Origin of the sequence: Streptococcus sp. 263_SSPC (assembly GCF_001071995.1) — a bacterium.
Taxonomy (GTDB): Bacteria; Bacillota; Bacilli; order Lactobacillales; family Aerococcaceae; genus Granulicatella.
The window spans coordinates 1-18895 of sequence record NZ_JVNU01000015.1; the positions used below are offsets into that span (position 1 = coordinate 1).

19 protein-coding genes and 1 tRNA gene are annotated in these 18895 nt (G+C 37.3%); 19 read left to right on the plus strand and 1 reads right to left on the minus strand.

The window, feature by feature from the left end:
* The 17 genes from ADH02_RS00935 to ADH02_RS01010 form a co-directional block, all read left to right on the plus strand.
* A partial coding sequence (locus tag ADH02_RS00935; RefSeq protein WP_048781683.1) for an IS3 family transposase occupies positions 1–153 on the plus strand: 153 nt, incomplete at its 5' end.
* A 165-nt stretch (positions 154–318) separates the two neighbouring features.
* Positions 319–1506: a DEAD/DEAH box helicase gene (locus ADH02_RS00940; protein WP_048781831.1), complete on the plus strand. Its 1188-nt coding sequence runs from the start codon at positions 319–321 to the stop codon at positions 1504–1506.
* Positions 1472–1837, plus strand: a complete 366-nt coding sequence (locus ADH02_RS00945; RefSeq protein ID WP_048781833.1) for a hypothetical protein — start codon at positions 1472–1474, stop codon at positions 1835–1837. Before ADH02_RS00940 ends, ADH02_RS00945 begins: the two co-directional genes overlap by 35 nt.
* Before the next feature lie 4 nt (positions 1838–1841).
* Positions 1842–2612 carry a TrmH family RNA methyltransferase gene (locus tag ADH02_RS00950; protein WP_048781835.1) on the plus strand — a complete coding sequence of 257 codons (771 nt, stop codon included), beginning with the start codon at positions 1842–1844 and terminating at the stop codon, positions 2610–2612.
* A gap of 3 nt (positions 2613–2615) precedes the next feature.
* Complete coding sequence (locus tag ADH02_RS00955; protein ID WP_048781837.1) at positions 2616–2864, plus strand: hypothetical protein; 249 nt, start codon at positions 2616–2618, stop codon at positions 2862–2864.
* Between the two features lie 36 nt (positions 2865–2900).
* Positions 2901–2974, plus strand: a tRNA-Arg gene (locus ADH02_RS00960).
* A gap of 325 nt (positions 2975–3299) precedes the next feature.
* Positions 3300–5528, plus strand: coding sequence for a formate C-acetyltransferase (pflB, locus tag ADH02_RS00965; protein ID WP_048781839.1), 2229 nt, complete (start codon positions 3300–3302; stop codon positions 5526–5528).
* 275 nt (positions 5529–5803) lie between these two features.
* Positions 5804–6565 carry a pyruvate formate-lyase-activating protein gene (gene pflA / locus ADH02_RS00970; protein WP_048781841.1) on the plus strand — a complete coding sequence of 254 codons (762 nt, stop codon included), beginning with the start codon at positions 5804–5806 and terminating at the stop codon, positions 6563–6565.
* Between the two features lie 138 nt (positions 6566–6703).
* Positions 6704–7633 (plus strand): manganese-dependent inorganic pyrophosphatase, encoded by a 930-nt coding sequence (locus ADH02_RS00975; RefSeq protein ID WP_048710458.1) that lies wholly within the window; start codon positions 6704–6706, stop codon positions 7631–7633.
* A 67-nt stretch (positions 7634–7700) separates the two neighbouring features.
* Positions 7701–8579, plus strand: coding sequence for a VOC family protein (locus ADH02_RS00980; protein ID WP_048781843.1), 879 nt, complete (start codon positions 7701–7703; stop codon positions 8577–8579).
* Positions 8576–9469, plus strand: coding sequence for a YitT family protein (locus ADH02_RS00985; protein WP_048781845.1), 894 nt, complete (start codon positions 8576–8578; stop codon positions 9467–9469). The genes ADH02_RS00980 and ADH02_RS00985 overlap by 4 nt, the downstream gene beginning before the upstream one ends.
* A 12-nt stretch (positions 9470–9481) precedes the next feature.
* Positions 9482–10360, plus strand: coding sequence for a YitT family protein (locus tag ADH02_RS00990; protein WP_048781847.1), 879 nt, complete (start codon positions 9482–9484; stop codon positions 10358–10360).
* 41 nt (positions 10361–10401) lie between these two features.
* Positions 10402–10596 (plus strand): CHAP domain-containing protein, encoded by a 195-nt coding sequence (locus tag ADH02_RS09415; RefSeq protein ID WP_152903870.1) that lies wholly within the window; start codon positions 10402–10404, stop codon positions 10594–10596.
* A gap of 168 nt (positions 10597–10764) precedes the next feature.
* Positions 10765–11757 (plus strand): mannose/fructose/sorbose PTS transporter subunit IIB, encoded by a 993-nt coding sequence (locus ADH02_RS00995; RefSeq protein ID WP_048781849.1) that lies wholly within the window; start codon positions 10765–10767, stop codon positions 11755–11757.
* A gap of 17 nt (positions 11758–11774) precedes the next feature.
* A complete protein-coding gene (locus ADH02_RS01000; protein ID WP_414717657.1) occupies positions 11775–12590 on the plus strand; it encodes a PTS mannose/fructose/sorbose transporter subunit IIC in 816 nt (271 codons plus the stop codon).
* 14 nt (positions 12591–12604) lie between these two features.
* Positions 12605–13531, plus strand: coding sequence for a PTS system mannose/fructose/sorbose family transporter subunit IID (locus ADH02_RS01005; RefSeq protein ID WP_048781852.1), 927 nt, complete (start codon positions 12605–12607; stop codon positions 13529–13531).
* A 22-nt stretch (positions 13532–13553) separates the two neighbouring features.
* The gene (locus tag ADH02_RS01010) at positions 13554–13916 is read left to right on the plus strand and encodes a DUF956 family protein (RefSeq protein WP_048710435.1); all 363 of its coding nucleotides are present in this window, start codon (positions 13554–13556) and stop codon (positions 13914–13916) included.
* Positions 13917–13949: 33 nt separating this feature from the next.
* On the opposite strand, the gene ADH02_RS01015 is transcribed toward ADH02_RS01010, so the two are convergent.
* Positions 13950–14891, minus strand: a complete 942-nt coding sequence (locus tag ADH02_RS01015) for a diacylglycerol/lipid kinase family protein (RefSeq protein ID WP_048781854.1) — start codon at positions 14889–14891, stop codon at positions 13950–13952.
* Positions 14892–14989: 98 nt separating this feature from the next.
* Between ADH02_RS01015 and ADH02_RS01020 the strand changes: the two genes are divergently transcribed.
* Together ADH02_RS01020 and clpB are read left to right on the plus strand one after the other, a co-directional pair.
* Positions 14990–16102, plus strand: a complete 1113-nt coding sequence (locus ADH02_RS01020) for a hypothetical protein (protein ID WP_048781855.1) — start codon at positions 14990–14992, stop codon at positions 16100–16102.
* Positions 16103–16240: 138 nt separating this feature from the next.
* Positions 16241–18847, plus strand: coding sequence for an ATP-dependent chaperone ClpB (clpB, locus tag ADH02_RS01025; protein WP_048781856.1), 2607 nt, complete (start codon positions 16241–16243; stop codon positions 18845–18847).
* The last annotated feature ends 48 nt before the right edge of the window (positions 18848–18895 follow it).

An 18895-nucleotide genomic window follows, 5' to 3' on the forward strand; every position in this document is an offset into this window, starting at 1 on the left:
CTAAAGTGCGAAGCTTTCTACATAAAAGATGAAGTAATAACTTCATCTTCTATTGTAATTCAAATTGTAGAAAATTACATCAAATATTATAATGAAAATAGAATCCAACAAAAATTGGACTACCTGTCTCCGGTTGAATACCGGAGACGGTAGCCCTAGGGTGTTTTTATTAAATTCTCACTTTTTGGGGTCAGTCCCGAACTGTGTAAGAGCAGTTCTCTTTTTTTATACAAACGTTGAAACTATTTGAAGTATAGGCATTTCTTCGTTAAAATGAATAGGACTCAAAAGAACAAATGGTTATCGGAAAGGACACTTATGAATACAAAAAAAATTTGGGAGCAACATGGCTTCCACACATTAACACCGATACAAGAAAAGACACAAGAACTCATTAAAGAGGGAACAGATATCGTAGCTATCTCACCAACAGGGACTGGAAAAACATTAGCGTATGTCGTTCCTATTTTGGAAAGAGTAAAGGCAGATAAAACGTTGCAAGCCTTGATTGTGGCGCCTTCTCAAGAATTAGCTCAACAAATTGGAGCAGTGATTAGAGAATGGAAAACACCTGAAATTCGTGTGCAAGTTTTAGCGGGTGGAGCAAACGTAAAACGACAAGTAGAGAAGTTGAAAGATAAACCAGAAATCGTTGTAGGAACACCAGGACGATTACTAGAGCTTTCAAAGCTTCGTAAATTAAAGCTTCACCAAGTAGAGATGCTTGTATTAGATGAAGCCGATTATTTACTCGATCCAGAACAATTGAATAACACAAGAGAACTTGTAAAGAAACTTCCTTCTGAAAGACAAGTGCTTTGTTTCTCTGCAACAAAGAATAAGAATTTAGAAGAAGTTAATAAATGGATTAATATGCTTCCGACTTTTGTTGAAGTTTCAGAGGGGAACTCTGCTCATTCGAACGTAACTCATGGATATATTGAATGTCCAACTAGAAAACGTGATGAAGTGCTACGCAAGCTAGCATTCTCCGAAAATGCAAACCAGGCATTAGTGTTTGTCAATTCGATTGCAAATGCAGCATTACTTGGCGAAAAGTTAGCGTATCATCAAGTTCCAGTTGCACTTTTATCAAGTGACGCTCATCAAACGGAACGTAATAAAGCTATCGACTTATTTAAGAAGGGACAGATTCCATTCTTACTAAGTACCGATGTCGCACAACGTGGCCTCGATATTGAAGATTTACCACTTGTCATTCATTATGATATTGCAGATTCAACAGAACAGTATACCCACCGTTCTGGACGTACAGGACGTATGGGAAAAGAAGGGTTAGTTCTCAGTCTAGTGAATGACCGCGAACTAAGAGACTTGAAGAAGGTTGCAGGGAAACATAAACTAGTTCAGTTTGAACTATATGCAGGACAATTAAAACCAGTCACACAACCGAAAAAGAAAGAAGTAAGTTCTAAGAAACCAACTCAGAAACGAAAGAAGGGGAATAAGAATGGAAATCATCGAGGATTTAAAAAGTCAAATTAGTTTTTTTGGATTCGAAATGACGGATGCTGATAGCTTAGTGGCTTTGGAAAAAGGAAATCAAACCTTTGTACTCTATTGGGCTAAAGATGGTTTCGTTCTATTTGAAACTTCTAAAGAAGGTGTATGGAGAGCGAATAGACCAATCGTTATCCCTTCAGAACGCATTCAAAAGGTTTCCGTGGAGAAGAAACTTTTAGGAAATCCCAAATTAACATTGCAATATCTTGATAAAGAGGAAACTTATGTCGTACCTATGAAATGTGGATTTCATCAAAATCAAAAAGTAGAAGTTAAGAAACTTATGAATACAATAGAAGGATTAAAAGGGTAGTTGTATGGATATCATTAGTTCACCTAAAAATGAAAAAATTAAAGAGCTTGTCAAACTTCAGAATGCAAAAGGGCGTAAGAAAGCAGGGATGTATCTTCTTGAAGGAGAGCATCTTGTAGAAGAAGCGATTAAAGAGAAAGCTCCGATTGAATTAATAGTAGTAAGTAGTAATCGCCTTGAAGATTACCAACTTTTATTAAGTCGTACGAACGCACAGCTTCTAGTTGTATCTCAAGAAGTCTTCCAAAAGTTATCAATGACAGAAACTACTCAAGGGATCTTAGCAGTTGTGGAGATAGTTAAACAAGAGGCATTACCTCAAAACGGTCGTATGATCGTTCTAGATGCCGTTCAAGATCCAGGAAACTTAGGAACAATCGTGAGAACAGCTGATGCTGCTGGATTCGATGCGGTCATTTTAGGAACAGGAACAGTAGATTTATATAACGATAAAGTTCTTCGTTCAATGCAGGGAAGCCATTTCCATATCCCAGTTTTTCAAGCGGACCTACAAGAATACTTGCCATTTCTTAAATCTAAAGGTGTACAAGTGGCTGTAACGGCACTGCACAGTGATTCAAAAGATTACACTATCTTACAAGGAGCAACGGATGTAGCAATCGTTGTTGGGAATGAAGGGCAAGGTGTATCTGATGACGTGATTGATTTAGCGGACGTCGTCATCATCATTCCAATGTTTGGAAAAGCAGAATCACTTAATGTAGCAATCGCTTCAGCATTATTGATGTATAAAACGAAAGAAACGAAGGAGTAACGAATGGATAACAGACCAAATCCAATGGGGAGAAAACGTCCCATTCTTGAAACAGTAAAAAACATGACTATCATCTTCTTTGCATTAAGTGCGATTGCAGCGTTATATAATTTCGCTTTAGCCGCAAGAGTTCTAATCATGGCGATCGTAATGTTAGTCATCTATATTTCAATGAATTTCTCGAAAAAGAAGAAAACAGATAACGAAGAAAAAGAAACAGAAGAGTCGGAAGAAGGCTGTAAAATCAATTGACAGAATGTTCGTCTTTAGGTATACTAATTTAGTACTGTTTCAGTAGCTCAGCAGGATAGAGCATTCGCCTTCTAAGCGAACGGTCGGGGGTTCGAATCCCTCCTGAAACGCTAAATTGAGAAGAGCATTATCGAATTTATTTCGGTATTGCTCTTTTTTTATATTTAACGAAAGAAAAAGAGTTTTGATTGTGGATAATAAACACCACATTGTGAAAGTTTTCATTCTGTTTCAAAATATTAGTACAGCGAATCAAGCTGTTATAATACATCTTTCGCAACTTTTAAGACCTTAAAATCGCGATTGTAGCAATATTTAACAAAAACTTTGTATTTTTTTACACTTTAGTATTGCAACTAATTTTTATTGTGTTATAATATTCATGTAGATAGCTGTTATAAGTTTCACAATCAATTATCTAAGGAGGAAAAATTTATGGAACAATGGAACGGTTTCAAAGGTAAAGTATGGAAAGAAGAAGTTAACGTCCGTGACTTTATCCAAGAAAACTACACACTTTATGAAGGAGACGACAGTTTCTTAGCTGGACCTACTGAAGCTACTAAAGCTTTATGGGCACAAGTAATGGACTTGAACAAACAAGAACGTGAAGCTGGTGGTGTCTTAGATATGGACACTAAAGTTGTATCAACAATCACTTCACATGGTCCTGGTTACTTAAACAAAGATTTAGAAACAGTTGTTGGTTTCCAAACTGAAAAACCATTCAAACGTAGCTTACAACCATTTGGTGGTATCCGTATGAGTGAACAATCAGCTGAAGCTTACGGATTCAAGATCGACGAAGAAATTTCTCGCATCTTCCGTGACTGGCGTAAAACTCACAACCAAGGTGTATTCGATGCTTACACTCCAGAAATGCGTGCGGCTCGTAGATCAGGTGTTATCACTGGTTTACCAGATGCTTACGGACGTGGACGTATCATCGGTGACTACCGTCGTGTAGCTTTATACGGGGTTGATCGTTTAATCGCTGAAAAACAAAAAGACTTCGCTAACATTGGCGACGGTACTATGAGTGACGATGTAATTCGTTTACGTGAAGAAGTTTCAGAACAATACCGTGCATTATTAGAACTAAAAGAATTAGGTAACATCTACGGATTCGATATTTCTAAACCAGCTTCTAACGCTCGCGAAGCTTTCCAATGGTTATACTTAGGATACTTAGCAGCTATTAAAGAACAAAATGGTGCGGCTATGTCACTTGGACGTACTTCAACATTCTTAGATATCTATGTACAACGTGACTTAGAAAACGGAACATTAACTGAAGAACAAGCACAAGAACTTGTTGACCACTTCGTTATGAAATTACGTTTAGTTAAATTCGCTCGTACACCTGAATATAACGCATTATTCTCAGGAGACCCAACTTGGGTAACTGAATCAATCGCCGGTGTTGGTGAAGACGGACGTCCATTAGTAACTAAGAACAGTTTCCGTTTCTTACACACATTAGTAAACTTAGGACCAGCTCCAGAACCAAACTTAACAGTTCTATGGTCAACTCGTTTACCAGAAAACTTCAAATTGTTTGCAGCTAAAACTTCTATTCAAACATCTGCAATTCAATATGAAAATGATGATGTTATGCGTCCAGAGTGGGGCGACGACTACGGAATTGCTTGCTGTGTATCTGCTATGCGTATCGGTAAACAAATGCAATTCTTCGGTGCTCGTGCTAACTTAGCGAAAACATTATTATATGCGATCAACGGTGGTATCGATGAAAAATCTAAAGCACAAGTTGGTCCTAAATATCAACCAATCACTTCAGAATACTTAGATTATGATGAAGTAATGGAAAAATACAATGACATGATGGAATGGATTTGTGGTTTATACTTAAACACATTAAATATCATCCACTACATGCATGATAAATACAGCTACGAAAGAATTGAAATGGCATTACATGACACTGAAATTCTACGTACAATGGCAACTGGTATCGCTGGATTCTCAGTAGCAGTTGACTCATTATCAGCTATTAAATATGCGAAAGTTAAAACTATTCGTGACGAAAATGGCGTTGTTGTTGACTATGAAGTAGAAGGCGACTTCCCTAAATATGGTAACAACGATGACCGCGCTGACGAAATCGCTGTTTGGTTATTGAAAGAATTCATGACTAAAGTTAAAAAACATAAAACTTACCGTAATGCTAAACATACAACTTCTATCCTTACAATTACTTCTAACGTAGTTTATGGTAAGAAGACAGGTAACACTCCTGATGGACGTCGTGCTGGCGAACCATTTGCACCAGGTGCTAACCCAATGCATGGTCGTGACACACACGGAGCATTAGCTTCATTATCATCAGTTGCTAAAGTACCTTACAAATATGCATTAGATGGTATCTCAAATACATTCTCAATCATTCCTAAAGCTTTAGGTCGTGAATTAGATGTACAAGAAGAAAACTTAGTTTCTATGTTAGATGGTTACGCTTCTAAAGGTGGTCACCACTTAAACATCAACGTATTCAACCGTGATACATTATTAGATGCTATGGAACACCCAGAAGAATACCCACAATTAACAATTCGTGTATCTGGTTACGCAGTTAACTTCATTAAATTAACTCGTGAACAACAATTAGACGTAATCAACCGTACAATGCACGAAAGCATGTAATCACAAAGTGTGAGGTCGACTGTTCTGAAATAGACCACTGGAGGAAAATTAATGAGGATGCTAAGCATCCGAAAAAATTTTACGAAGTGGAGGTATTTCAAGGAGACCGAACCGAATTACACAAAGTGTGAGGTCGACTGTTAGAAGTAGACCAAACTAGATTGCTGAAATTAAGAGAACGGATGGGCAAAATCGTCCATCCGTTTTTTAATCGAAATGGACCTAAAGGACACGAATTGTGATATACTAGTAGAGAAAAGATAGGAGGAATAATGATGAGTGAACCAGTAACTGGATATATTCATTCTACAGAGAGTTTTGGTTCTGTAGACGGACCAGGTATCCGTTTTGTAACCTTCATGCAAGGTTGTCGTATGCGTTGTGAGTTTTGTCATAACCCAGATACTTGGAATATTGGGGGCGGTCATCCGATTACTTCTCAAGAATTACTCGATCAAGCGTTGCAATATCGTGCATTCTGGGGACGTAAAGGTGGAGTAACTGTCAGCGGAGGAGAGCCTTTATTGCAAATTGATTTCTTAATCGATTTCTTTAAGCGCTGCAAAAAAGCTGGAGTACACACAACATTAGATAGTTGTGGAATGCCATTTACGTATGACGAACCATTCTTCTCAAAATTCGAAGAGTTATTACAATATACGGATCTTATTTTATTAGATATTAAACATATTGATGATGAACAACATAAGAAATTAACAGGATGGACGAATAAAAATATTCTTCAACTAGCAGAGTATTTATCAGATAAAGGACAACCGGTATGGATTCGTCACGTGTTAGTTCCAGAACGTTCAGATTATGATGAATATCTCATTCGATTAAGTGAGTTTGTAAGTAAATTGAAGAACGTATTGAAGTTTGAAATTTTACCTTATCATAAATTGGGTGTGTATAAATGGAAGAACTTAGGAATTCCATATAAATTAGACCATATTGAACCACCAACACAAGAACGTGTGGACAATGCTCGTCGTATTTTAAGAACAGACGAATATAAAGGTTATTTAAATGCATAATGAATGAACTGTTATAGTTTAAAAGCTATAACAGTTCTTTTTTTCTAGAAATCTTAGAAATAATGCATTATCTATTGGTTTTAAGTGATAATTATGTTAAAATTGTCAATGTAAATTTATATAGAGAGAGGCCAAATTATGAGTAAATTATTAGTTTTCGGACATCAAAATCCAGATACAGACGCAATTACATCAGCAATTTCATATGCTTACTTATTACGTCATTTAGGAGAAGATGCAGAAGCAGTTGCCCTAGGGACTCCAAATGAAGAAACACAATACGCTTTAGAATATTTCAAAAAAGAAGCTCCACGCGTGATTGGAGATGTTTCAGAAGAAACAAATCGTGTAGCATTAGTAGACCACAATGAAGTTCAACAAAGTGCTACAGGAGTTGAAAAAGTGGAAGTAGAATATGTTGTGGATCACCACCGTATCGCTAACTTCCAAACAGCAAACCCATTATTCTACCGTGCAGAACCAGTAGGATGTACAAATACAATTTTATACAAAATGTACAAAGAATATGGAGTAGATATTCCAAAAGATATTGCTGGATTAATGGTCTCAGCCATTGTATCAGACACATTATTATTCAAATCACCAACATGCACACAACAAGATATCGAAGCAGCAACAGACTTAGCAAACATTGCTGAAATCGATGTGAATGTATATGGTTTAGAAATGCTAAAAGCTGGTACAAACTTAGGAAATAAATCTGAAGATGATTTAATCGACTTAGATGCGAAATCATTCCCAATGGGAGGAGCAAACTTACGTATTGCGCAAGTGAACGTAGTGGATCCTGAAGAATTGTTAGCACGTCGCGATGCATTAGAAGAAAGCATGCGTGTTGCAAACGATAAAAACGGATATGATACATTTGTATTTGTCATTACAAACATCTTAACTAGCGTATCAACAGTATTAGTAGTTGGTGACCATTTAGATAAAGTAGCTCAAGCGTTTAACGCAAGCTATACAGACGGAGTACTAACACTACCAGGAGTTGTTTCTCGTAAGAAACAAGTTGTCCCACCTTTAACAGTGGCTTTTGAAGGATAAAAATTAACGGAGTGGGTGAGGAACATCCTTTAAGTCCTCCCCACTTTTTTAGTAAAGGAAAAGGAAAATGCGAAATCTATTACAGTTAGTGAAAGATGCGCTTGTACCACAATCAAAAAAAGAGTGGACGATTTCTCTTGTAACGATAACGGTGCGTAATCTTTCAGTGATGAAGAAATTTTATACGCAAGTTTTAGGTCTTGTTGTACTGCAGGACTTTGATAACGAAATCCTTATTGGACATAGTAGAGGTAGTGTTCCTTTACTGCGCTTAGTTCAAGGTAAAGGAAGTAAAAATTCAATTCTAACTACGTACTATATCGGCTTTAAATTAACAAAACCATTCCAAATGGGAGAGCTCATTAATCGATTGATTTTAGAAGAACAAACAATCACTGCGACAGGTTTTGATGGCTATACGGATAACTTTTATATCTTAGATCCTGAAGGGAATCGCTTGAAATTTATGATTGAAAGCGAGAGTGGTTCTGAACTCGTTGATGAATATCTTGAAGGGACAGAAATGAATCGTTCGCTTCATGAGTTTATCGATGGAGTCGATGCGATGACAGAAGAATTTCCACCAACCGCTAGTATCGCACAAGTGCACTATAATGTGTCCGATGTTGAAGAAACAGGAGCGTTTTTAACCGAAGCGTTTTTATTCAAGACTACCTTTGATTATGTGACTCGTCGTAAGAATTTTAAAGTGAATCGAGATGGATACTCACTAGCAATTAACGCATGGGAGTTCATCCCTCATTCACATCAAGATTTTTATGGGGTTTCTGAAATCGAATGGCGTGTTCCAAATATGCGAGAATTAGAAAATCTAGTGTTAAATTTGGAATCTAAAAAAGTGCCGTTCCATTATTATGATGCTGTGTTGAAAGTTCCAACAGCAAACGGCATTCAATATTGTTTCAAAGTGGGTGATCATGCATGAGTTTTTTAAACCCATCTTCTTATCGTAAATATCGTAAAAACAAAATGATTAGGCATGTATTTTCGCTGTTAGCCGTTGTCATTTCAGGTTTTCTTCAAGCGTTCACGCTGAAGGTCTTTATTCAACCATCGAATCTTTTGTCAAGTGGATTCCTTGGTGTATCTATTTTGATTAATCAAATTGCTGAGCTATTTGGAGTAGAATTATCAATCTCGATGCTTCTCATTATGCTTAATATTCCGGTTGCGATTTTATGTTACCGCGGAATCAGTCCACGATTCACGTTTTATTCGATTCTACAAGTATTCGTGGGAAGTTTCTTTATTCGAGTATTGAATTTTGAGCCGTTATTTGTGGATGATACAATGCTGAACGTGATTTTCGGTGGGGTATTAAATGGTTTATATGTTTCACTGGCCTTGAAGGGAAATGCTTCTACCGGTGGGATGGACTTTGTGGCTTTATACGTTTCGAACCGTAATGGGAAAACGATTTGGCAAGAAGTCTTCTTATTTAATACAGCATTACTATTAATATTCGGTGCGTTATTTGGCTGGAAACATGCGGGATATTCGATTATCTTCCAATATATTTCAACAAAAGTGATTAGTACCTTCCACCAACGTTATCATAAAGTTACGTTGCAAATTACAACGCGTTATGGTGAAGACGTCATGGATGCTTATTTAAAGACAGTCCGTCATGGGATTTCATGTGTGGAAGCCATTGGTGGTTTCAGTCGAGAAAGAATGTATTTATTACATACAGTATTATCTTCGTATGAGGTGATTGATGCAGTTGCTGTGATTAAAGAAGCAGACCCGCGTGCGATTATTAATCAAATTAGTACAGAAAACTTCTATGGTCGATTCCATAGGGAGCCAGAATAAGGAGGAATTTAATTGGAGAAATATCTAAACAAGGACACATTAAAATCCTTCATCCTGGTTACATTAGGCTGTTTTTTATTTTCGTATACAATTAATGCACTTATAATTGCCAACCACTTTGGGGAAGGCGGTATTACAGGATTAACCTTATTAGGGTACTATACATTACAAATTGATCCAGCCTTATCCAACTTAATTTTGAATGGATTTTTATTACTGATTGGATATCGCTATCTTGAAAGAAAAACAATGGTATATACTGTTTTAGCGGTTTTTGAATTACCAACTTTCTTAAAAGTGACACAGGACTGGCCAGTATTTGTTCCAGAAAACCTAGTTGTTGCTGGTGTAGCAGCAGGAGTTTTGGTAGGGATAGCATTAGGTCTTGTTATCCTTGGGAAAGGAACAACAGCAGGTACAGATATTATTGCGATGATGATGCATAAATATTTAGGGTGGAGCGTATCCTCTTCATTACTAATCATTGACTTCATTATCGTAACACCACTTGCTTTTGTAATTGGTTTTGAAAAAGCAGTACTAACGTTAATTATGTTATTTATCGCTAGTAAAGTGATTAACTTTATCCTAGAAGGGTTTAACCCACGAAAAGCCATCATGATTATTTCAGATAAATATGATAAAATTGGACAGCGAATCCAAACGGATTTAGATCGTGGTATTACAGTGTTGGATGGACATGGCTTCTACTCAAAAGAGAAACGACAAGTTCTGTATGTCGTTATAAGCCGTCAGCAGTTGATGCCAGTTCAACGAATCATTCACGAGTATGATCCAGAAGCATTTGTAATTATTACAGATGTGAACCAAGTTATTGGGGAAGGATTTACATTCTATCTCGATGACAACGGGAACAAGTTAAATCATTAAAATGTTTTTTTGCATTGGGAAATAACCCCTCAACTTGAGATGTGATTACTTTTGACTGGAACATAGACGGTGTGGCCGGCCATATTGCCATTGTTGAAAAAGTAGAAGGCGACAAAGTGATTACAATTGAAGGAAATACAAGTGATCGTAATTATGACGAATCAAAAGTCGTTCGTAAATCTCATAGATTATCAGCACGATATATCATTGGATATGGTCGTCCTCAATATAAATAAAGTTTCAAAGAAAGCTAGTCCTCATGGATTAGCTTTTTTCTATAGTAAATAAGTATTGGAACCGATAAAAAACAATTTAAAGGTTAAGATTTCTTTAAGTGAGTGCATGGTTATGGTAAAATATACTAAATCATAAAAACGATTTAATTTAATAAAGGAGGTAGCTTTATGGTAGGAATTATCATTGCAAGTCACGGCGAATTTGCAGATGGAATTAAGCAATCAGGTTCAATGATTTTCGGGAATCAAGAAAAAGTTGAATCTGTTGTTTTTATGCCTAGTGAAGGACCTGAAGACTTACAAAGAAAACTGCGTGAAGCAGTTGAAAAGCTAGAGACTGAAGAAATTCTATTTCTAGTAGACTTATGGGGTGGTAGTCCATTCAACCAAGCAAACATCTTGTTTGAAGAAGACCCAGACCACCGTGCAATCGTAGCTGGTTTAAGCTTGCCGATGTTAATTGAAGCGTACGCAAGTCGTTTCTCAATGAATACATCACATGAGATTGCAAAAGCGATTGCGCCAACAGCTATTGAAGGTGTGAAGATTCGTCCTGAATCACTTCAACCAGAAGAGAAGAAAGAGGAGAAAGCAGAATCTGCTGCTCCAGTTTCAATTGGTGCAATTCCAGAAGGAACTGTCATCGGAGATGGCAAGATTAAATTTGTGTTAGCGCGTGTGGATACTCGTCTATTACATGGACAAGTAGCAACAAGCTGGACAAAAGCAACAAATCCAAATCGTATCATCGTTGTTTCTGATAAAGTTGCAAAAGATGATTTACGTAAGAAATTAATCGAGCAAGCAGCTCCACCAGGAGTTCGTGCGCACGTGATTCCACTTAAGAAATTAGTGGAAGTATATAATGATCCACGTTTTGGGGATACAAAGGCATTATTATTATTCGAAACACCTCAAGAAGCACTTGAAGTGATTGAACAAGGTGTGAAAATTGATGATTTGAATATTGGTTCAATGGCGCACTCAGTCGGTAAAGTTCAAATTAGTAATGCATTATCTGTTGACCAAGATGACGTAGAAACTTTTAAGAAACTTCGTGACTTAGGCGTGAAGATGGATGTTCGTAAAGTAGTTTCTGATACTCCTGCGGATATCTTTAAATTAATTGAAGCAAAGTCTAATGAAGGCTTAAAACTATAACATACAGATAGGAGATTATTATGGATTTTAATGCAATTCAAATTATTTTAGTCCTAATTGTCGCATTTTTAGCTGGTTTGGAAGGAATCTTAGACGCATTCCAATTCCATCAACCAATTATTGCGTGTACATTAATCGGACTTGCAACAGGACATCTTTCCGAAGCAATTATTCTTGGCGGTTCATTACAAATTATCGCACTTGCTTGGGCTAACGTTGGGGCCGCAGTTGCACCTGATGCTGCCTTAGCATCAGTTGCTTCAGCGATTATTTATATCAAAGGGAATGACTTCTCTGATGCTGGTCGTAACTTAGCGATTGGTACTGCAATTACTTTAGCAACAGTTGGTCTTGTATTAACAATGGTTGTACGTACATTAGCAGTTGGTTTAGTTCACAGAGCAGATGCTGCAGCTGAAAATGGAGACTTCCGAGGCGTAGCATTCTGGCACTATGTATCATTATCAATGCAAGGATTACGTATTATGATTCCAGCAGGAGCACTTCTATTCGTTTCTTCAGAAGTAGTTCAAGGATACTTAAAATTAATCCCTGAGTGGTTTGCAAATGGGATGACAATCGGTGGTAACATGGTTGTAGCTGTAGGGTTAGCGATGGTTATTAACTTAATGGCTTCAAAAGAAACATGGCCATTCTTCTTCATCGGTTTTGCAATTGCTCCATTAAACGAATTAACTTTAATTGCTACAGGGGTTATTGCATTAAGCTTAGCATTTATTTATTTAAACTTATCAAACAACAGTGGAAATGGTTCAGCTGGTGGAAATTCTGGTTCAGGAGACCCGCTTGGTGACATTTTAAATGATTATTAAGGAGAGTGAATGACATGACAGAGAAAAAAGTATCTTTAACGAAAAAAGACCGCTTAAGCGTTATGCTACGTTCACAATTCTTACAAGGTTCTTGGAACTATGAACGTATGCAAAATGGTGGTTGGGCATTCTCGCTTATTCCAGCATTGAAAAAATTATATCCAAATCCAGAAGATTCAAAAGCAGCGTTAAAACGCCACTTAGAATTCTTTAATACACACCCATATATTGCTTCACCAATTTTAGGGGTAACATTAGCACTTGAAGAAGACCGTGCAAACGGTGCACCAATCGATGATGCAACGATTCAAGGGGTTAAAGTTGGGATGATGGGACCTCTAGCAGGTATCGGTGACCCAGTATTCTGGTTTACAATTCGTCCTATTTTAGGAGCGATTGCTGCAGGGTTAGCTGCAACAGGGTCAATTATTGGACCATTGTTCTTCTTCATCGTTTGGAACTTAATCCGTATCCTATTTATGTGGTCTACACAAGAATTAGGATACCGTCAAGGTTCTGAAATCACAAAAGACTTATCAGGTGGTATTTTACAATCTATTACAAAAGTATCTTCAATCGTAGGGATGTTTGTAATGGGGATTTTAGTTCAACGTTGGACAAGTATGAAATTCCCACTTGTGTTAACAAGTGTTTCGTTGAAACCAGAGCAATATATTCAATTGCCTGGAGCAGATGACGTTGTTACTGGAGGACAATTAGGAGATATTGTTACTAAATTATTAGGTGGTAAAACATTATCACCAGAAGCTGTGACAACTCTTCAAGATAACTTAAACAAGTTAATCCCTGGGTTAGCAGCATTACTATTAACATTCTTCGTAATGTGGTTATTGAAGAAAAATGTAAAACCAATTTACATTATCTTCGGGCTATTTGCATTAGGTATTTTAGCTGGTTTAACAGGAGTAATGGCTCCTTAATAGAAAGATTTGGAGGTAGACTATGGTTGTATCGTTAAATACAAAAGCCATTTATAAAACAAAAGCAAACCTATTCAATGGGGGCTTTGGATATACCAATGGGGATATTCTGATTGGAGACCGTGCTTTTGAATTTTACAATCATCAGAATCCAGAAAGCTATCTTCAAATTCCTTGGGAAGAAATTAAGCTGGTAAGAGCTCATGTAATGTTTAAAGGGAAGTTTATTCGTGCGTATTACATTGATACGAATTCTTCTAAAACTTTCCAATTTGTCTCCAAAGATTCTGGGCGTACGCTAAAAGTGATGCGAGAATTTATTGGAAACGAGAAAATCGTGAGAACTGAGCCGATTATCAGTTTCAAAAAACTTTTCAAAAGATAAAGAAAAGGCGAATGTGTAAAAACATTCGCCTTTTTAATTTTGTCTTGTAAGAATAAATGGATCAGAATCCAATTGAATTCTGATATCTACATTACCATATTTAGTAAATTCGCCATCGGTTTGTGATTTAATGGGTCCGTTAATTTGAATACGAGCCGCAGTACACTGATACTTTTGTAAGTGATTAGGGAAGTGCTTAAAATGACTACCGTTCGTCAAAATAAAAGGAAAAGCTTTAAGAATCGTAAACCCACTCACTTTACGAGCAACGACGACTTCAAATGAGTGATTTCCTTGCTTGGCAGTTGGGACAAAACGGATTCCTCCACCAAAGAACGAATGATTGAATGCCCCTACAAGCAGATTATGGGTTACTGTGAAGCTTTCGTTATTGTCGACAGTAATTACTGCTTCAAATTCTTCACGCTCTCTAAACGCCCTTAAAATTGGTGTGAGGTAAGATGCTTTTTTGATTCCGTTTGATTCAAGAACGGCTTGTCTTTGCTTTTGGTTTAATTCGCAAATAGAAGCATCAATCCCAAATCCAAGCGAATTCAGTGCAATTCCTGATGATCCTGAATTCTGTTCATGGTACGTAAGGAATTCTAATTCGATAGAAGGTGCACTCTCTAACTTTTGAACGAACGCATGTGCATCATGGATTAGATTCATCTCTCTAGCAAAGTCATTTCCAGTTCCAGCTGGTAGATAGGAGAGGGGTACTTTGATTTTATTCTGTTTTAAATATTGTAACGCTTCGTTAAGCGTTCCGTCCCCACCAATAATAACAACTTTAGTGTGCTCATTTCTTTCTGGCAAATGCTTTTCAAGTAGTTCGGGTAATTCTCCAGCCCTTTGTGTTTGGAAGAGTTTAAAGTGGATGCTACATTTCGTGCAGGCTTCCACGATTTGATTAATTTGCTGTTGTCCAGATTGACTTCCAGACATCGGATTCCCAAAAATAAATAAATTCATGCAAAACATCCTTTCAATTGCCATTATTATAGCATAAAAGTAGTCAAAATAGAGTGCAATTTTTACGGAATACCGTATAATAGAGACGAGGTGAAAGTATGGCAAATGATTTTTTTGAACACGTATTGAATCCAACGTGGAAGAATTTACCTAGTGAGTCGAAAGAAGTTGTCTTTCGAAATGTATTAAGATATTTTGTAAATCCAATGTCGACGATTGAGAACCTAAGAAGTGTCAAATTTGAATTCGGTGGAATCACCAATGAAACTTTTGAAGTCACGATTGATGGAAGAGAGTTTGTATTCGTTCCTGGTCAAAATGACGTTATTTTAGGGTGGGATAGCGGATTGTCAGGCCTTTCTGGTCTTGATTGTAGTGAAGAACGTCAAGAGCTTCGCTTTGCCTTTAAACGCTATTTAAATCAACATCTAACCGGCTTTATGTTTCTTAATCAAGATGTTCAAGAAAAAGACTTATCGAGTGAAAAGTTGACGACACAAATCGTTGAAGACGGCATTAATTTAATGACATCTGACTTACGAAAAGTGAATGTTCCGGCGATGCTAGTCGAAAAGAAACCAAATTTTGTAGGACTACGCTTTATTGGTAACTATTCTGTTGTTACTGGGCAACTCACAGGTGCAGAGGAACCTTCACTTGAGACCCTCGAGATTTTAGAAGAAGCGGTGACTCCAGATAATTCATTGGAAGCTTTATTCCAAGATTTCCCAAGAGCCGTTCGAGTAGACCGTTACTTTATGCAACAAGATCTTAAGAACCCTGATAGTTTCACTTGTTATGTCGCAGATCCGGTTGGTTATGAAGAGGCTCGTAAAGAAATTGAACGTACAGGGATGGGCCTTTTAAACGAGGATGAGTGGGAGTATTGCTGCGGTAGTGGTACCAGACGTCTCTTTAAATGGGGGAACCGATTACATCGTTCTCTGATTCAAGATGAAGCGAATTCTCCTTTATGGAAGGAAAATATGTTTGGATTGGAAATCGCAAATGCGGAATTTGGCCCAGAATTAATTGAGGGTAGACCGTATACAAAAGGGGCGTGGCTTGAAGAAAACTTCAAAGCGCCGGTATTAAATTTATTACCATTATCGTCTTATTATTCGGTAAATTTACCGTTATTAGTGGATCCTAACGGGCATCTTGCTGCAGGTTATTACTGCGCTAGACGTGCGATTCGAATTGAAATGTAATGATGAAATCAGTCACAGTTGTGGCTGATTTTTAAATATTTATTAAAGTCAAAAAAAGTCAAATAAAATTATTGACCTTTTCTGACTAATGGTGTATACTTTAATCATGGTCAAGAGACCACAAAAGGAGGAATGAAGATGAATATTGAAAAAATGACTACAACAATGCAACAAGCATTAGGCCAAGCGCAACAAATTGCGATGGTACGTAAACATCAAGAAATTGATATTCCTCATTTATGGAAAGTATTTATGGAACCAAATCACTTTGCTAGAAATTTATATAGTGATTTACAAGTGAATGACAAAGAATTTGAGGAATTAATTGATAAAGAATTAGACCGTATTTCTGTAGTAGAAGGACAAAATGTCCAATATGGTCAAAGTATGAGTCAAAACTTATATCGACTCTTTACAGAAGCTGAAAAGATTAGAGAAAGCTTTAAAGACGATTACTTATCTACAGAGGTAGTTGTACTTGCGTTGATGGAATTACAAAACCATCCATTGACTCGTTATTTAGTACAACATCACGTAACAAAAGAAAATTTGAGAGCTCGAATTGAGGAGCTAAGAGGGGGAGAACGTGTGACTAGTCAAAATCAAGAAGAACAATATGAAGCATTATCAAAATATGCACGTAATTTAAATGAAGCTGTTCAATCTGGTAAACAAGATCCAGTCATTGGACGTGATGAAGAAATTCGAGATGTGATTCGTATTTTATCTCGTAAAACAAAAAATAACCCTGTCTTAATCGGGGAACCTGGTGTTGGTAAAACAGCGATCGTTGAAGGATTAGCTCAACGTATTGTTAAAAAAGACGTACCAGAAAACTTAAAAGATAAATTAATCTACTCATTAGATATGGGTGCTTTAATCGCGGGGGCAAAATACCGTGGTGAATTCGAAGAACGTTTGAAAGCCGTTCTTAAAGAAGTAACAAAATCAGAAGGACGCATCATCTTATTTATCGACGAAATCCACACAATTGTTGGTGCTGGTAAGACAGAAGGTTCTATGGATGCTGGTAACTTACTAAAACCAATGTTGGCTCGTGGTGAATTACATTGTATTGGTGCTACAACTCTTGACGAATACCGTGAAAATATGGAAAAAGACAAAGCGTTAGAACGTCGTTTCCAAAAAGTACTTGTTCAAGAACCAACTGTTGAAGATACGATTTCAATTCTTCGTGGATTGAAAGAACGTTTCGAAATCCACCACAGTGTAAATATTCACGATAGTGCGTTAGTAGCTGCTGCGACTTTATCAAACCGTTATATTACTGACAGATTCTTGCCAGATAAAGCGATTGACTTAGTCGATGAAGCCTGTGCTACAATCCGCGTTGAAATGAACTCAATGCCAACAGAACTCGATGCAGTAACTCGTCGTTTGATGCAACTTGAAATCGAAGAACAAGCGTTGAAGATGGAAAAAGATGACGCTTCTCAAAAACGTCTTGCTATTTTACAAGAGGAATTAGCAGAACAACGTGAAAAAGCCAATAACCTCAAAATGAAATGGGAAATCGAAAAAGAAGAAGTCAATAAAATCCGTAATAAACGCGAAGAAATCGACCGTGCTAAACGCGAATTAGAACAAGCAGAGGCTGATTATAACCTTGAAAAAGCTGCTGAACTTCGCCATGGACGTATTCCAGCTCTTGAACATGAGTTGAAAGAACTAGAAGATCAAAACAAAGCGAATGCTGAAAGCACGCAACGTCTCGTTCAAGAATCAGTAACTTCAGAAGAAATTGCTCGAGTAGTGGGACGCTTGACAGGTATTCCTGTAACGAAGCTAATGGAAGGCGAACGTGAAAAACTTCTTCACTTAGAAGATATTCTTCATGAACGTGTCATTGGTCAAGATGAAGCCGTACAAAAAGTGGCTTCAGCAGTTCTTCGTTCTCGTGCAGGGTTGCAAAATCCTAGCCGTCCAATCGGAAGCTTCTTGTTCCTAGGACCTACTGGGGTTGGTAAGACAGAACTTGCGAAAGCTCTGGCAGAAGATTTATTCGACTCAGAAGACCATATGGTTCGTATCGACATGAGTGAATATATGGAAAAACATTCAGTGTCTCGTTTAGTGGGAGCTCCTCCAGGATATGTTGGATATGAAGAAGGAGGCCAATTAACAGAAGCTGTTCGTCGTAATCCATATACAATCGTTCTTTTAGATGAAATTGAAAAAGCACATCCAGATGTATTTAATATCTTGTTACAAGTATTAGACGATGGACGTTTAACAGATTCTAAAGGACGAGTAGTAGACTTCAAGAATACAGTAATGATTATGACAAGTAATATTGGTTCACAATTCTTGCTTGAAACACAAGGAGATACAATCGATGAAGAAACTCGTACGGCAGTTGAGGGCGTTCTAAAAGCAACCTTCAAACCAGAGTTCCTAAACCGTATCGACGAAACAATCTTCTTCACGCCGCTTTCTAAAGACAACATTCGTGGTATCATCACGAAGATGTTGAATCAATTAGCAGTACGTGTGGAAGATCAAGAAATCGTCTTAAGCTTTACAGATGAATTGAAAGATTGGATTGCAGATAATGCGTATAATCCAGTGTATGGTGCTCGTCCAATTGCGCGTTACATCCAACGTGAAATTGAAACACCACTTGCTAAAGAAATCATCCGTGCAAGCATCCTTCCAGGAGACAAAGTGAAATGTGATTTAGGTATTGATCACGTGACATTTGAAGTCATCGGAAAGAATGAATAATAAGTAAAAAGAAAACGCAATGGGCATTTGTCCATTGCGTTTTTTGTG

Excerpts from the sequence above, each read along its gene's own strand:
- ADH02_RS00940 (WP_048781831.1), top strand. The coding sequence starts at position 319 with ATGAATACAAAAAAAATTTGGGAGCAACATGGCTTCCACACATTAACA.
- ADH02_RS00945 (WP_048781833.1), top strand. The coding sequence starts at position 1,472 with ATGGAAATCATCGAGGATTTAAAAAGTCAAATTAGTTTTTTTGGATTC.
- ADH02_RS00950 (WP_048781835.1), top strand. The coding sequence starts at position 1,842 with ATGGATATCATTAGTTCACCTAAAAATGAAAAAATTAAAGAGCTTGTC.
- ADH02_RS00955 (WP_048781837.1), top strand. The coding sequence starts at position 2,616 with ATGGATAACAGACCAAATCCAATGGGGAGAAAACGTCCCATTCTTGAA.
- pflB (WP_048781839.1), top strand. The coding sequence starts at position 3,300 with ATGGAACAATGGAACGGTTTCAAAGGTAAAGTATGGAAAGAAGAAGTT.
- pflA (WP_048781841.1), top strand. The coding sequence starts at position 5,804 with ATGAGTGAACCAGTAACTGGATATATTCATTCTACAGAGAGTTTTGGT.
- ADH02_RS00975 (WP_048710458.1), top strand. The coding sequence starts at position 6,704 with ATGAGTAAATTATTAGTTTTCGGACATCAAAATCCAGATACAGACGCA.
- ADH02_RS00980 (WP_048781843.1), top strand. The coding sequence starts at position 7,701 with ATGCGAAATCTATTACAGTTAGTGAAAGATGCGCTTGTACCACAATCA.
- ADH02_RS00985 (WP_048781845.1), top strand. The coding sequence starts at position 8,576 with ATGAGTTTTTTAAACCCATCTTCTTATCGTAAATATCGTAAAAACAAA.
- ADH02_RS00995 (WP_048781849.1), top strand. The coding sequence starts at position 10,765 with ATGGTAGGAATTATCATTGCAAGTCACGGCGAATTTGCAGATGGAATT.
- ADH02_RS01005 (WP_048781852.1), top strand. The coding sequence starts at position 12,605 with ATGACAGAGAAAAAAGTATCTTTAACGAAAAAAGACCGCTTAAGCGTT.
- ADH02_RS01010 (WP_048710435.1), top strand. The coding sequence starts at position 13,554 with ATGGTTGTATCGTTAAATACAAAAGCCATTTATAAAACAAAAGCAAAC.
- ADH02_RS01015 (WP_048781854.1), bottom strand. The coding sequence starts at position 14,891 with ATGAATTTATTTATTTTTGGGAATCCGATGTCTGGAAGTCAATCTGGA.
- ADH02_RS01020 (WP_048781855.1), top strand. The coding sequence starts at position 14,990 with ATGGCAAATGATTTTTTTGAACACGTATTGAATCCAACGTGGAAGAAT.
- clpB (WP_048781856.1), top strand. The coding sequence starts at position 16,241 with ATGAATATTGAAAAAATGACTACAACAATGCAACAAGCATTAGGCCAA.